The organism is Streptomyces sp. NPDC091412 (genome assembly GCF_044756885.1).
Lineage (GTDB): Bacteria > Actinomycetota > Actinomycetes > Streptomycetales > Streptomycetaceae > Streptomyces.
Genome location: NZ_JBIVTV010000003.1, coordinates 534,743 through 548,922, shown reverse-complemented (window position 1 = coordinate 548,922; position 14,180 = coordinate 534,743). Strand labels below are relative to the sequence as shown.

Genomic DNA, 14,180 nt, shown 5'->3' with positions numbered 1-14,180 from the left:
GCGGGCCCCGCCGTGCCGGCCGGCATGTCAGCGGCCCGGCTCACGGCGACGGATTCACCACCATCGCCGAGCCTCCGCCCCGGCGCACCTTCTCCGCGGCGGCCAGCCACCTGCCGTCCGGCAGGCTCTGGACGCCGGTGGCGGCGCCGATCTCGGGATTGAGCTTGAAGGAGTGGCCGATCGCCTCCAGCTGCTTCTTCAACACGCTGTCGTAGAGGGCCGGTTCGAGTTCGGTCTGCGCGGCGTTGCGCTGGCTGGCGCGCGGTGCGGCGATCGCGTCGACCAGGGACAGGTGCCGGTCGAGGAACCCGGTCAAGGTCTGCAGCACGGTGGTGATGATGGTCGCCCCGCCCGGCGAACCGAGCGCCACCACCGGCCGGTCGTGCCGGTCCAGCACGATCGTCGGCGAGATCGACGAGCGCGGCCGCTTGCCCGGACCGGGCAGGTTCGGGTCGTGCACGGCCGGGTTGGCCGGGGCGAAGGAGAAGTCCGTCAGCTCGTTGTTGAGCAGGAAGCCCCGGCCGGGCACGGTGATCCCGCTGCCGCCGGTCTGCTCGATGGTGAGGGTGTAGGCGACGACGTTGCCCCACCGGTCGGCGACCGTCAGGTGCGTGGTGTTCTCGCCCTCGTACGTCGTCGGCGCGGCCGTGCCGCCCCGGGAGCAGGCCGCGGGGTGGCGCGGGTCGCCGGGTGCGAGCGGGCTGGTGAGGACCGCGTCGTCCTTGATCAGGCAGGCCCGGGAGTCGGCGTACTTCTGCGACAGCAGTTGCTTCGTGGGCACGTTCTCGAAGGCGGGGTCGCCGACCCAGCGCCCGCGGTCGGCGAAGGCGATCCGGCTCGCCTCGATGAAGTGGTGCAGGTACTGGAACTCGCTCGCCGTCGAGAGCTCCGAGCGCTGCAGGATGTTGAGCGCCTCGCCGACGGTGGTGCCACCGGAGGAGGAGGGCGCGATGGAGAACACGCGCAGGCCCCGGTACGAGGTCTGCGTGGGCGCCTGGAGCTTGGCGCGGTAGGCCGCGAGGTCCTTGGCGGACAGCTTGCCCGGGCGGGCGTTCCAGCCGGACTTCGGGTCGACGGGCGGGTAGTTGACTGTCTTGATGATGTCCTTGCCGAGGTCGCCCCGGTAGATCGCGCCGACGCCCTTGGCGGCCAGCTCCTGATAGGTGCGGGCGAGGTCGGGGTTCTTCAGGGTGGAGCCGACCGCCGGCGGCTTTCCGCCGGGCAGGAACAGCTTGGCGGTGTCGGGGAAGTAGCGGAAGCGGGTCTCGTTGGCGGCGGTCTGCGAGCGGAAGGTCTCGTCGACGGTGAAGCCGTCGCGGGCCAGCTTCTCGGCCGGCTTCAGGACCGTGCCCAGTCGTCTGGTGCCCCAGTGGTCCAGCGCCGTCTGCCAGGTGGCGGGCGTGCCCGGGGTACCGACGCTCAGACCGCTGCTGACGGCGTCGTCGAAGGCGAGCGGCTTGCCGTTCTCCGTGAAGAGCGTCGAGTCGGCGGTCAGCGGGGCGGTCTCGCGGCCGTCGATGGTGTGCACCGTGCGGGAGCGGGCGTCGTAGTAGACGAAGTAGCCGCCTCCGCCGATGCCTGCGGAGTAGGGCTCGGTGACGCCGAGGGCGGCGGCGGTGGCGACCGCCGCGTCGACGGCGTTGCCGCCCTGCTTGAGCACCTCGATACCGGCGGCGGAGGCGTCCGCGTCGACGCTGGCCACGGCGCCGCCGTAGCCGGCCGCCACGGGGACCTTCTGGACCGGTCTCGGCTTCGCCTCCGGCTGGGCGGTGGGCGGCGCCGCGGCTCCCACCGTCACCACGGCGGCCGAGACCGCCAGGACCGCCAGTTTCCGTGCGACAGGGCGACGCATCCGCACCTCCACGCTGATTGTGGTTCGGTTGCCTGACCGTTCGCGCAGCTTAATTCATTGCCATGCTCCCGTCAGGCCGACAGGGCCAGTCGGGTGTCGAACAGAGGTACGCGGGACCGGCTACCATGCGCGGCCATGAACGACGACGTGCGCAACATCGTCCTGGGAGTGGCCGCGACAGGGGTCAGCGCCGCGTTCGGCTGGCTGGCCCGCACTTATCTGTGGCGGCGCAGGCTGCGCCGCAAGCAGGCGTTCTTCGGGCTGCCCGACAACGCCGAGTCGCTGCTGGTGGTCAACCGCGACCCGGCGACGGCCGAACTCGCGGTGCACCGGTTCGACGTGTTCGCCCTGCTCGAACTGGCCGCACTGATCAAGAGCTGCGGCGCGAACGTCCAGATGGTCACCCAGGACTCGGTCCATCAGGGATTCGGCGAGCGCACGGAGTTCTGCGTGGGGGGTCCGGGGTCGAACCGGCGGATGATGGCGCACATGTCCGCCATGCTGCCGGGCGTGCGGGTGAACACCGACCGGGAGCCCGGCCCGGACCGGTGCGCCTTCCGGATCGGTACCGAGCACTACCGCATGGACTCGGGCGTCACGGAGTACGTGCTGCTGGCGCGTCTCACCGCGGGCGAGCGCGGCGGCAGCCGGCCGGTGTTCCTGTTCTGCGGCCAGCGCGCGATCGACAACCAGGCCGCGACCCGCTATCTGGCCCGCAACCACGAGCGGCTGCACCGCAAGTACGGCAACGGCTCCTTCGTGCTGCTGCTGAAGGTGATCAACTCCCAGGCCTACGGCCCGGACGTGGTCGAACTCGTCGCGGACGTGACCCGCGCGGCACGGACCCCCCTGCCGGAGCCCGAGAATGATCCCTCAACAAGCGTTACCAGCACGTAACTTACGGCGGCGCCCACGGCGAGCCGTCCGGTGTGGATCCGCGTCGAGCACAACCCGTCCGGCGCGCAGCTGACCTTCCCCTCGCCGGCGGACGACCCGTCATATCGGTCCGTCCCACCGCGCGAGCAGTGATCTCCGGCTGCCGCCGGCCGGGTATGGCTCTCTGTGACCTGCTGCCCCCTACGGTCGAGGGGCCGCCGTGGGGGTGCCTCACCCGGCAGCAGCGTCCCCGTCCCGGTGGCGGTGGGCCAAGGGGCGCCATCACCACAGGGACGAGCGGAACATCGTAGTCGAGGTCGGGCGCGCCTGGCCCGGCGGTGTGAAGGAACGCCCTTCGGGGGCCGTGCGGCCACGCTCCTCCCGGCGCTCACACCTCCGCGATCTCCGCGTACAGCTGGGAGAGTTCGGGCACCCCGGAGCCGGCCCAGTCGTGGCCGGCGGTCACCACGTCGATCTCGCGTCCGGAGGCCAGCCTGACGACCGGCCGGCCGCCCGGCCCGATCTCCCAACCCGCGCCGGGCACGGTCCGCACGACGACCGTGCCCAGGTACAGCCCGGCGTCGTTGCCGAGCCAGGTCAGGGTGTCCTCGTCGTCGCGCCAGCGCGGCAGCAACTGGTCCAGTGCCTCAAGGGAGGCGGCAGAGTCGTCGAGCCGGAGGCCCGCCCCGGACACCTGGGAACGCAACAGCTCGCACTCGGAGAGGAGTTGGGCGAGGCCCGCCCGGCCCTCGGATCCCTCGGGGAACACCACGGCACCGACGGACGAGTCCTGCCTTTTGCGCCACCTGCCGAGGAAAGGGATGTCCATGGCCCCAGGGTGACATCCGCACCGCCGGTCGCACCACAGGCGCGCGGGCCCTGGCACCGCGCCCTGATCCGCCCTGATCCGGCCTGATCCGGCCTGATCCGAAGGAAAGACCCCATGCTGTGACCGGAAAGGTTCACCGGCTCGCGACGCCCGGCACGGCACTAGACGTCGAGGTCCACCACCACCGGGGCGTGGTCGGACGCGCCCTTGCCCTTGCGCTCCTCGCGGTCGACGTAGGAGTCGGTGACCGCCTTCGCGAAGGGCTCGTTGGCGTACACCAGGTCGATGCGCATGCCGCGGTTCTTGGGGAAGCAGAGCTGGCGGTAGTCCCAGTACGTGTAGGGGTGGTCGTACTTCAGGGGCCGGGGGACCACGTCCGAGAGGCCCACCTCGCGCAGGGCGGTCAGGGCGGCGCGCTCGGCCGGGGTGACGTGGGTGGCGCCCTCGAAGGCGGCGCGGTCGTAGACGTCGTCGTCCGTCGGCGCGACGTTGTAGTCGCCGAGGACGGCGAAGGGGCGGCTGCCGCCCGCGTCGCCGGCGACGGCCGCCCTGAGGGCCTCGAACCACTGGATCTTGTAGGCGTAGTGGGGGTGGTCCACCTCACGGCCGTTGGGCACGTACACCGACCAGACGCGGACCGGGCCGCAGGTCGCCGAGATGGCGCGGGGCTCCTCCACGCCCTCGTAGCCGGGGCCGCCGGGCAGGCCGCGGACCACGTCCTCGAGCCCGACGCGGGAGAGCACCGCCACGCCGTTCCACCGTCCGGTCGCGTGGACCGCCGCCTCGTAGCCCAGTTCGCGCAGCTGGTCGAAGGGGAACTGGTCCTCGGCGACCTTGGCCTCCTGGAGGCACAGCACGTCCGTGCCGCTGCTCTCCAGCCAGGCCAGCAGCCTGGGCAGACGGGCGGTGATCGAGTTCACGTTCCAGGTCGCGATGCGCATGACTCACAACCTACCGGGCACCGCTGACAACGCCCTCCGCCCGGCTCCGGGCCCGGCTCAGACCTCCGCCGACGCGCCCGGCGTCAGCCGCAGGTGCTCCGCACCGCCCAGGGCGCCGATCTGCCGGTCGTAGATCGGGCGGGCCAGATCGGTCAGGAGGGCGTCGTGGATGTCGTAGGCGCGCTGCGGCCCGACCTCGCGGACGTAGTCGATCACCTCGGAGATCTTGTTCCATGGCGCCATCACCGGCAGCATCAGCGTCTCGACCGGGACGTCCGGCACGGTGAGCGCGTCGCCCGGGTGGAAGACCCGGCCGCCGTCGACGAGGTAGCCGACGTTGGTGATGCGCGGGATGTCCGGGTGGATCACCGCGTGCAGCTCGCCGTGGACCTGCACGTCGAAGCCCGCGGCGGTGAAGGTGTCGCCGTGGCCGACGGTGTGGACGCGGCCCGGGAAGGCGGCGGCGATCTGCTCCGCGACGGACTTCAGGGTCCAGATCTCGGCGCCGGGGCGGGACTCCAGGGCGGCGCGCAGACGCCCCTCGTCGAAATGGTCGGCGTGCTCGTGGGTGACCAGGATCGCGTCCGCGCCGGACGCGGCGTCCTGCTCGCTGAACCCGCCGGGATCGATGACGAGCGTCCGCCCGTCCTTCTCCAGACGAACGCAGGCGTGCGCCTTCTTCGTGAGTCTCATGCTCCCCAGCCTGGACCACCCGCGCGTCGGGCGCGCGGGTGGTTGCCGGTGGCGGTGCCCGGCCGGAGGTCACGCCGGGGGTCACTCCGTGAGCGTCGTCTCCTCGCGTATGACCTGCTGGGCGATCCCGAAGGCGGCGCCCGCCGCGGGAATCCCGCAGTACACCGCGGTCTGCAGCAGCACCTCCTTGATCTCGTCCGGGGTCAGTCCGTTGCGCAGGGCGGCCCGGGTGTGGGCGGCGAGGTCCTGGAGGTGGCCGCCCGCGACCAGGGCGGTGAGGGCGACGCTGCTGCGGGTGCGCCGGTCCAGGCCGGGCCGGTCCCAGATCTCGCCCCAGGCGTAGCGGGTCAGGAACTCCTGGAAGTCGCCGGAGAAGTCCTCCGCCTCGGCGAGCGCCCCGTCCACGTGCGCGTCGCCCAGCACCTCGCGGCGGATCTTCAGACCGATGTCGTACCGGTCCGGCCCGCCCGCCACCTGCGCCGGTACGGGCGCCGGGGCGATCTCGGCGATGGGCGAGACCTGCGGGGGCGCGGCGAGCACCGGCTTGACCGGGGGCCCGACGATCGCCATGTGTCCCGTGGTCGAGTCGTATCCGGGGTGCCAGGCGGTGGAGAAGTGCCGGACCAGCAGGTCGGTCACGGCGACGGGCTGCTCCACCGGCACCAGGTGGGAGGCGCCGGGCACGACGGCCAGGCGCGCGTCGCGGATGCCGGCGACCAGGGTGCGTGCCTCGGCGGGGCCGGTGACCTGGTCGTCGGAGCCGACCAGGACCAGCGTGGGCACGCCGATGCGGCCGAGGTCGGCACGGGCGTCGAAGACGGCCAGCGCCTCGCAGGCGGCGATGTAGCAGCCGGGATCGGTGGTGCGCACCATCTGCACGGCCCAGTCGGTGATCGCGGGCTGCGCGGCGGCGAAACCGCTGGTGAACCAGCGTTCCGGGGAGGTGCGGGCGATCGGGTCGAGACCGTTCGTCCGCACGATCACCCCGCGCTGCCGGAACTCGTCGGGAGTGCCGAACCGCGGCGAGGTGGCGATCAGGGCGAGGGAGGCGAGGCGCTCCGGGTGGCGCAGCGCCAGTTCGACGCCGATCGCGCCGCCGAGCGCGCACCCGGCGTAGCCGAAGCGCTGTACGCCCAGTCCGTCCAGGGTGGCCAGCAGCCGGGTGACCAGGTCGGAGACCGAGTCGGCGGGGTGCGCGGGCGCTCCACCGTGTCCCGGCAGGTCGAACCGGAAGACACGCCACTGTTTCGTCAGCTCCGGGACCTGCCGGTCCCACATGTGCCAGGTCGTACCCAGTGAGGGACCCAAGATCAGGACTGGGGCGTCTTCCCGCCCGTCGAAGCGGTATTGCAGGGTGTTCGTCGGTGTGTCACTCACGCCCTGCACGCTCTCACATCACACAAATTCTCACGTGCTTGGGTCGGAGCCCCTCGCAAGCCGCCCCAGGTTGTGGTGACTTCGCGAAGATCCTCTCCTTCTCGGCTTCAGCGGGAAGTGACGGTCTCTCCCCAGAGGTGTGCAACGCCTGTCGCTTTCGCCGGCTGGCCGACGGCGCCTTCCTGCGGCCGGCCGCCGCGACCCCCGAGGAGCGGATGGGCCGGACCGTCCGGGCTGCCGCGTCCGAGTGGGGGGTGTAAGCAGGAAGCATGCGTCCAGGGCGGCGGATCTCGCACCGCTTCCACTCGTGGCAGGCCAGCGACGCTCTGCTCGCGGTGCCGCTCGGTCTGATCGCCGCCATCCTCGTCGCCGACATTCTGACCGGGCCCCACGTGCCGCTGGGGCCGCTGCTGATCGTGGCACCCGCGATCACCGCGTCCTTCGCCAGTCCCTTCGTCACCGCTCTGGTCGGCGCCATCGCCGTGGGGGCCCTGCTCGGCGTCGGCGCGGGGTTCCGCCTGCTGACCACGGAGAGCGTCGGCGCGCAGATCATCTCCCTGGTCGTGGTCTCGGTGGTCGTGACGGTGTTCCGCTATCTGCGCGAGCGGCACAACCGCGAGCTGGAGCAGGTACGCAGAGTGTCGGAGGCCGCTCAGCGAGTGGTGCTCAGGCCCTTGCCCAGGCGCATCGGGCCGCTGCGGGTGGCGTCGGTGTACCTGGCGGCTCAGGAGGAGGCGCTGATCGGCGGCGACCTGTACGCGGCCGTCCGCACCCCGACCGGCACGCGGCTGATCATCGGCGATGTGATGGGCAAGGGCCTGACCGCGATGGGCGACGCCTCGCTGCTGCTGGGCGCGTTCCGGGAGGCCGCGCACCGGAAGGCGGCCCTGCCCGAGCTGATGGCCTACCTGGAGCGCAGCGTGTGCTGGAACCTGGCCGAGCCCACCGAGCCGGGGCAGGAGGGGGAATGCTTCATCACGGCCGCGATCATCGACATCCCCGACGCGCTGCCGCAGGCGCAGATGGTGACCTGCGGGCACCCGCCGCCGTTGCTGCTGCGCGGCCGGCAGGCCGTCACGCTGCGCCCCAGCGCTCCCGCTCCGCCGCTGGGCCTGGGCGAGCTGGGCACACCGGAGTACCGGGTGGACACCTTCCAGCTGGAGCCCGGGGATCTCCTGCTGCTCTACACCGATGGTGTGGTCGAAGCACGCGACCCCGGGGGCGTCTTCTACCCGCTCGCCGCACGGGCCATCTCCTGGGCGCAGGACAGCCCGGTGGCTCTGGTCCATCACCTGCGGGCCGATCTCCTGGACCACGTCGGCGGGCGCCTGGCCGACGACGCCGCCGTGGTCGCGCTGCAACGCACCGCCGGCCCTTAGGCCACGGAAGTCCGCGGAAGCCCCGGGAAGCCCACGGAGCAGGCACGGGCCATCCACGGAGCAGGCACGGGCCGCCGACGGGATCAGGCGGGGCCTCGCCCGAGGGGCCGCCAGGTCCGCCCCTCGGGTCCGGCAAGGCCGCCCACGGGTCCGGCAGGGCGCCCACGGATCCGCCAGGCACCGGGATGCCTACGGGATGCAGGCGCGGCCTCGCCCGAGGGGCCGCCAGGTCCGCCCCTCGGGTCCGGCAAGTCCCGCGGGGTCCGGCAGGACGCCCACAGATCCGGCAGGGGGCCGTCAGAGGGCGCCCGGTGGGCCCAGGCCGGTCAGGGCGCCGACCGGGTCGAGGTCGGGGGTGCCGCGGGGCCACCAGTCGTCGCGGTCCGGCTCCGATTCGTACGCGTACCACAGGCCGTCCCGGCCCAGGCGGAGCTGGAGGTGGCCGCGGGGGTGGGTGAGCCGGTTGCGCCAGGGGCGGAAGGCCGGCAGGTCGGCGGCGAGGAGCAGCGGGCGCGCCCGGTCGAAGCGGCCGGCCGGAGGGTCCCAGGGCTCCTCCAGGACGGCGAGTCCTTCCGGGCCGCCCTGCCGCCAGGCCGCCACCGCCCGCGCCAGTTCGGCCGTGCCGCGGCCGGTGGCGGAGGCGAGCGAGGCGTACAGGGAGCGGGTGGCCGCGGTCAGTCCGGAGCCGGGGCGGGCGGCGGCGAGGCGTACCGCGTCCTGCCACAGTGTGAGCCCGCCGACCGGGTCGCGGCCGGTGGTGAGCAGGGCGTGGGCGCGGGTGGCGGCGTCCGTGGCCAGCTGGTCCAGGGCGAACGGGTCGGGGCCGCCCGGTGCCGCCGGATACACCGGGGGCTGCTCCGGGTGCGGGGGTGCGGGCAACGGAGCGGGCAGCGGCGGGCGTCGCCGCTCGGCCAGTGCCTCGCCCGCGCGCACGCCCGGGAACGGCTCCGGTTCCCGCTCCTGCGCGGCGCGGGCCGTGCGGGTGGCGTTCAGCCGGGACAGGGCGTCGAGCAGTTCCCGCTCGCCCCGGCCGCGGAGCAGCAGCAGGACGAAGGGGTCCGCGTCCAGCAGGCGTGCGGTCTGATAACAGAGGGCGGCGGCGTGTTTGCAGGGGTGGCCGTGGTCGGGGCAGCTGCAGTGCGGCTCCAGGTCTCCGGGGCCGGGGAGCAGCGGGACCCCGCAGTCGGCGAGCGACTGGGGCATCTCCTTGTCGAGGAGCGCGGCGATGTGCCCGGGGCGCTCCGCGACGGCGTCCAGGAACCGGTCCCAGTCGGCGTCGTCCAGCGTCCGCAGCCGCACCTGGACCCGGTACGGGCGCGGCCGGCTCCCCTGCACGTATGCCAGGACCAGCCCCGGGGTGACCGTGACGGCGTCCACGTGCCCCGTCCGCGCGTACCCACGCCCACGGGCCAGCCGCGCCGCGTCCAGCGCGCCCTCCTCCAGCGCGTCGACCCATGCGTCGCCCCACCAGGTCTCGGCGAACCGCTCCCCTTCCACCGCCCGCGCCGGGAACGCCGGAAAGGTACGCCGAAGTTCGCCGTCCCGGCGGGGGGAGGCCATGGTCCGGGGGACCCGGGGCGGCGCGGGGGGCTCGGCGCCGTCCCGCGCCGGTGAGAACGCGGCACTTCCGGAGCCCGCCCCGGCCGAGGACGGGGACGCCTGGCGACCGTGCGCCCGCCTCCCTGCCGAGGGGATGTCCGGGGTGCCTGCCGAGGCGGCTTCCGGGGTGTCTGTCCAGGGGGCGCCCGGGGCGCCTGTCCAGGGGGCGTCCGTTGAGACGCCGTCCCGCGTCGTGGCTGAGGGGGCGCCCGGAGTGCCAGCCGAGGCGCTGTCCCGCATCGCGGCTGAGGGGGCGTCCGGAGCGCCCGCCGAGACGCCGTCCGGGACGCCCTCCCCCGTCGCCACCGAGGGGGCGCCCGAGGTAGCCACTGACGCGCCGTGCCGCGGTGCGGCTGAGGGGTCGTCCGGGGCACGCTCCGAGGCGCCCTCACCCATCGCCGCCCAGGCGCCGTCCGGAGCGCCTGCCGGGGCCCACTCCTCCGTCCCCACCGAGAGGGCTTCGGGGTTGGCACCCAGAGTGCCGGGCTGTGGGGTGGGGTTCGGTGGACTGTCACAGGGTGCGGACGAGGTGGCCACGGTGGGGGCGACGGAGGTGCCCTTCTGCGGCGTGCGGTTCGGAGAGCCGCCGGACGGGGTGGGCGACGTGTCGGCGTGGGAGGCGACAGGGCTGTCGTCCTGGGGCGCGCGGCTCGGAGAGCCGTCGGCCGGGGCGCCCGAGGTAACGGTGGGCGTCAGGACGCCCCGCAATGCGGCAGCCCAAGCGGCGGTCGGGATGGCTGCCAGGGCGCCCGCAGTAGCAAGGTCCTCCCCCGAGGACACGGGTGTGGGCGGGAACGTCCGGGGCTCAGGGCTTCCCTGATCGGTCGGGCTGTTGCCGCCGGTGTTCGCATCGTGGCCCGGCGCAGCCGGGGGCGTCCGGAAGGGACCGGTGGGCGCGCCGGCGTGGGTGCCTGCCCCGTCGTGTGCGGCGGCGGTTCCGATCGGGGAGTCGGCGGGCGCCGGCGGCGTCGCTCGACGCGGGGCCGGGGTCCGACGGCGAGCGGCCCTGGTCTCCGCCTGCGTGGCCTCCGCACGGGCCGCCCGCCGGGCCAGGGCGCCGCGCAGCGCCTCCCGCGCGGCTTCCGAGGGACGTGCCCCCGCGGGCCGCCGTGGCGCGGCGCCGTCCACCGGAGCGCCGAAGGGCACCTCCGGCCGGGGTACCGACTCGTCCGCGTCCGCCGAGGGCACGGCCTCCGAGGGCACGGCCTCCGAGGGGCGGGCCCCAACCGACCGCCGCGACGCGGCGCCATCCGCCGGTCCGCCGGAGGCCGCCTCCGACCGGGGCACCGACTCGGCCGCGTCCACCTCCGGCACGGCCTCAGAGAAACGGGTCCCAGCCGTCCACCGCAGCGCCGCGCCGTCCACCGGACCGCCGGAGGCCGCCTCCGGCCGAGGCACCGACTCATCCGCGTCCGCGTCCTGGGCAGTGGCCCCGTCGTCCGCGGGGCCGTCGCCGCGCCGGGCGTTCACCGCGCGCCGCAAGGCGTCCCGTGCGGCGTCGCCGGGACGGTTCCCCGCACCGGCCGGATCGCCCGGAACGGGCTTGCGGTGGTCCGCGGGGCCGTCGGGGGTCCGGGTCTGCTGTTCCCGGGCGGCGCGCAGGGCCCGGCGTGCCGCGTCGGCGGGGCGCTCGTCCATCAGGCCTCCCTCGGCGGGGCGCTCGTCCATCAGGCTTCCCTCCGCAGAGAGACCAGGTCGGACAGCTCGCGGTCGGTCAGCTCCGTGAGCGCCGACTCGCCCGCGCCGAGGATCGCGTCGGCCAGGGCGCGCTTGGCGGCGAGCATCTCGGCGATACGGTCCTCCACGGTGCCCTCGGTGATCAGGCGGTGCACCTGGACCGGCTGGGTCTGGCCGATGCGATAGGCGCGGTCGGTGGCCTGCTCCTCGACCGCCGGGTTCCACCAGCGGTCGAAGTGGACGACGTGGCCCGCGCGCGTGAGGTTCAGGCCCGTGCCCGCCGCTTTCAGGGACAGTACGAGGACCGGGGTCGCGCCGCTCTGGAAACGGTCCACCATGCGCTCGCGCTCCGGGACCGGCGTACCGCCGTGCAGCAGGTCCACCGGGACCGCGCGGGTGGTGAGGTGGGAGGTGATCAGGCGGGCCATGCCGACGTACTGGGTGAAGACCAGCGCCGAGCCGTCCTCGGCGAGCAGGGTGTCCAGCAGCTCGTCCAGGAGCGCCAGCTTCCCGGAGCGCGCCGCCAACCTGTCGCCGCCACGGGCGTGCTCCTCCTTGAGGTAGAGCGCCGGGTGGTCGCAGATCTGCTTCAGCGAGGTCAGCAGTTTCAGGACCAGCCCGCGCCGGGCCATGCCCTCGGCGGTCTCGATGGCGAGCATCGACTCGCGCACCACGGCCTCGTACAGCGCGGCCTGTTCGCGGGTGAGGGGGACGGGGTGGTCCGTCTCGGTCTTGGGCGGCAGCTCGGGGACGATGCCGGGGTCGGACTTCCTGCGGCGCAGCAGGAAGGGGCGTACCAGGCGGCCCAGACGCTGCACGGCCTCCTCGTCCTCGCCGGTCTCCACCGCGCGGGCGTGCCGGGCGCGGAAGGACTTCAGCGGGCCGAGGAGCCCGGGGGTGGTCCAGTCGAGCAGCGCCCACAGTTCGGAGAGGTTGTTCTCCACGGGCGTGCCGGTGAGGGCCACGCGCGCGGGGGACGGGATCGTCCGCAGCGCCTTCGCGGTCGCCGAGTACGGGTTCTTGACGTGCTGGGCCTCGTCGGCGACGACCATGCCCCAGGGCTGCTCGGCCAGCAGGGGTGCCGCGGACCGCATCGTGCCGTACGTGGTGAGCGCGAAGCCTCCGTCGAGGCCGTCCAGGGTGCGGTCCTGGCCGTGGAAGCGGCGGACGGGGACGCCGGGGGCGAACCGGGTGATCTCCCGCTGCCAGTTGCCCAGCAGGGAGGCCGGGCAGATCACCAGGGTGGGTTCGTCGCGCGCCCGCTTGAGGTGCAGCGCGATGACGGTGACCGTCTTGCCGAGGCCCATGTCGTCGGCGAGGCAGCCGCCGAGGCCGAGCGAGGTCATGAGGTCGAGCCAGCCCAGACCGCGCAGTTGGTAGTCGCGCAGGGTGGCGTCGAGGCCCGGCGGCGGTTCGGCGGGCCGTACGCCTGCCGTGAGCCGGTCCCGCAGGGTCGCCAGCGCGCCGACGGGCACCGCCTCGACCGTCTCGCCGTCGACCTCCGCCGTGCCGGTGAGGGCGACGGAGAGCGCGTCGACCGGGTCGAGCAGACCGAGTTCGCGCTTGCGGGCCTTGCGGACGAGGGCCGGGTCGACGAGCACCCAGCGGTCCCGCAGCCGCACCACCGGGCGGTGGGCCTCGGCGAGCGCGTCCATCTCGGCGTCGCTGAGCGGATCGCCGCCGAGCGCCAACTGCCAGCGGAACCGCAGCAGTTCCTCACCCTCGAAGAAGCCGGTGCCGTCCTTGGCGGAGCCCGGCGCGGGGCGCACCACCGCGGTCGCCGTGAGGTCCTGGGCCAGGTCGCGCGGCCAGTGCACGGCGACGCCTGCCGCGGCGAGCCGGGTCGCGGCCACGCCGAGCAGTTCGCTCACCTCGCCCTCGGAGAGGGCGAGGACGTCGGGCACCTCCTGCTCGGAGAGCCGGTCCAGCGGGGGCCAGACGCGGGCCGCGCGCCGTACGGCCAGGGCGGCGTCCACGCGTGCGCGTGGGCCGAACGCCGTGTCCGCCTCGCCCGCCCACAGGGCCGCCGCGTCGGCGACGAGGGTGGGGTCGGCGAGGCTGTGCACCTGGACGATCGCCGCGCCCGCGCTGCGGGCGGCCCGGTCGCCGTTGCCGCCGTCGCCGTCGCCGTCGCCGTCGAACAGGTTGTGCGCGGACAGATCCAGGCGGAGGGAGACGCGTACGCCTGCGTCCATGCCGGCGGCGACCTCGGCCGCCCAGTCGTGGGCGTGCGGCAGGTGCTGCGGCCCGCGGGCGGCGAAGGGTTTCCCGGAGGTGTGGGGTGCGGCCGGGGTGCGGGGCAGGGTGTCGGCGACCGCGTCGAGGAAGGCGCGCAGCAGCGCCTCCGGTTCGGGCAGGCGGAGCGGGCCGGAACCGGACAGCGGGACCGCGTGGCCCTCGTAGGGCAGGGCGGCGGCGATCGCGCGCAGGTGGGCGATGTCGTCCGGGTCGAGGGGGCCCGCGCGCCAGGCGTCGTGCCCGGTGACGGTCAGGCCGGGCAGCAGCCGTCCACGGGCGACGAGCCGCAGCGCGTGCAGGGCGGCGGCGCCCCAGCATGCCGTGGCGGGATGGGCCGCCGGATCGTGCCGTGCCCGTACGAGGTGGGGAAGCGCGTCCTCGATCGGCAGCGACAGCGCGGACGCGCTCCTGCGCCGGGCCCCCGCCCCGTGCCGCCGCACGACGGTGAGCTCCGCAGGCTCCGGCCCACCGCCGCCCGGATGCGGCCCGGGCGTGCTCGTCGCTCCCTGTACGGCGCCCTCCGAGCGGGCGTCGGCCGCTCGGCCGTTGCCGTCGGCGGGGTCGCGCCCCGCCCATACGTCGCCGCTCGGGTCCCAGAAGGCGATGCGGCTGTCGCGTGGAAGGGAGGCGGGAAGGAAGACGGCGGCGAGGCGGGGGGACACGGACACCGGGTGCGTCGCGCTGTCCGTCGCTCCGACAGCCATGTCGCTCATACGTTC

Annotated in this window: 9 protein-coding genes; 2 read left to right on the top strand and 7 right to left on the bottom strand. The window is 74.3% G+C overall.

Annotated elements, in window-relative coordinates; translation table 11 throughout:
* Positions 1–40 precede the first annotated feature (40 nt).
* Positions 41–1,852, bottom strand: coding sequence for a gamma-glutamyltransferase (ggt, locus tag ACIQMV_RS10495; protein WP_402592329.1), 1,812 nt, complete (start codon positions 1,850–1,852; stop codon positions 41–43).
* Positions 1,853–1,987: 135 nt separating this feature from the next.
* Between ggt and ACIQMV_RS10490 the strand changes: the two genes are divergently transcribed.
* On the top strand, positions 1,988–2,749 hold the full coding sequence (locus ACIQMV_RS10490) for a hypothetical protein (RefSeq protein ID WP_402592328.1): 762 nt from the start codon (positions 1,988–1,990) through the stop codon (positions 2,747–2,749).
* Positions 2,750–3,116: 367 nt separating this feature from the next.
* On the opposite strand, the gene ACIQMV_RS10485 is transcribed toward ACIQMV_RS10490, so the two are convergent.
* From ACIQMV_RS10485 to ACIQMV_RS10470, 4 genes are all read right to left on the bottom strand, one after another.
* Positions 3,117–3,557 (bottom strand): DUF6278 family protein, encoded by a 441-nt coding sequence (locus ACIQMV_RS10485; RefSeq protein ID WP_141356897.1) that lies wholly within the window; start codon positions 3,555–3,557, stop codon positions 3,117–3,119.
* Positions 3,558–3,718: 161 nt separating this feature from the next.
* A complete protein-coding gene (locus ACIQMV_RS10480) occupies positions 3,719–4,498 on the bottom strand; it encodes an exodeoxyribonuclease III (protein ID WP_141356899.1) in 780 nt (259 codons plus the stop codon).
* A gap of 57 nt (positions 4,499–4,555) precedes the next feature.
* The gene (locus ACIQMV_RS10475) at positions 4,556–5,191 is read right to left on the bottom strand and encodes an MBL fold metallo-hydrolase (protein ID WP_141356901.1); all 636 of its coding nucleotides are present in this window, start codon (positions 5,189–5,191) and stop codon (positions 4,556–4,558) included.
* Between the two features lie 81 nt (positions 5,192–5,272).
* Positions 5,273–6,568 carry an alpha/beta fold hydrolase gene (locus tag ACIQMV_RS10470; RefSeq protein ID WP_401770882.1) on the bottom strand — a complete coding sequence of 432 codons (1,296 nt, stop codon included), beginning with the start codon at positions 6,566–6,568 and terminating at the stop codon, positions 5,273–5,275.
* A 269-nt stretch (positions 6,569–6,837) separates the two neighbouring features.
* On the opposite strand from ACIQMV_RS10470, the gene ACIQMV_RS10465 reads away from it, so the two are divergent.
* Complete coding sequence (locus ACIQMV_RS10465; protein WP_141356905.1) at positions 6,838–7,947, top strand: PP2C family protein-serine/threonine phosphatase; 1,110 nt, start codon at positions 6,838–6,840, stop codon at positions 7,945–7,947.
* 297 nt (positions 7,948–8,244) lie between these two features.
* On the opposite strand, the gene ACIQMV_RS10460 is transcribed toward ACIQMV_RS10465, so the two are convergent.
* Entirely contained in the window at positions 8,245–10,083 is a 1,839-nt protein-coding gene (locus ACIQMV_RS10460) for an SWIM zinc finger family protein (protein WP_402592462.1), read from the bottom strand.
* 1,130 nt (positions 10,084–11,213) lie between these two features.
* Complete coding sequence (locus ACIQMV_RS10455; protein WP_402592327.1) at positions 11,214–14,174, bottom strand: DEAD/DEAH box helicase; 2,961 nt, start codon at positions 14,172–14,174, stop codon at positions 11,214–11,216.
* Between the last annotated feature and the right edge of the window lie 6 nt (positions 14,175–14,180).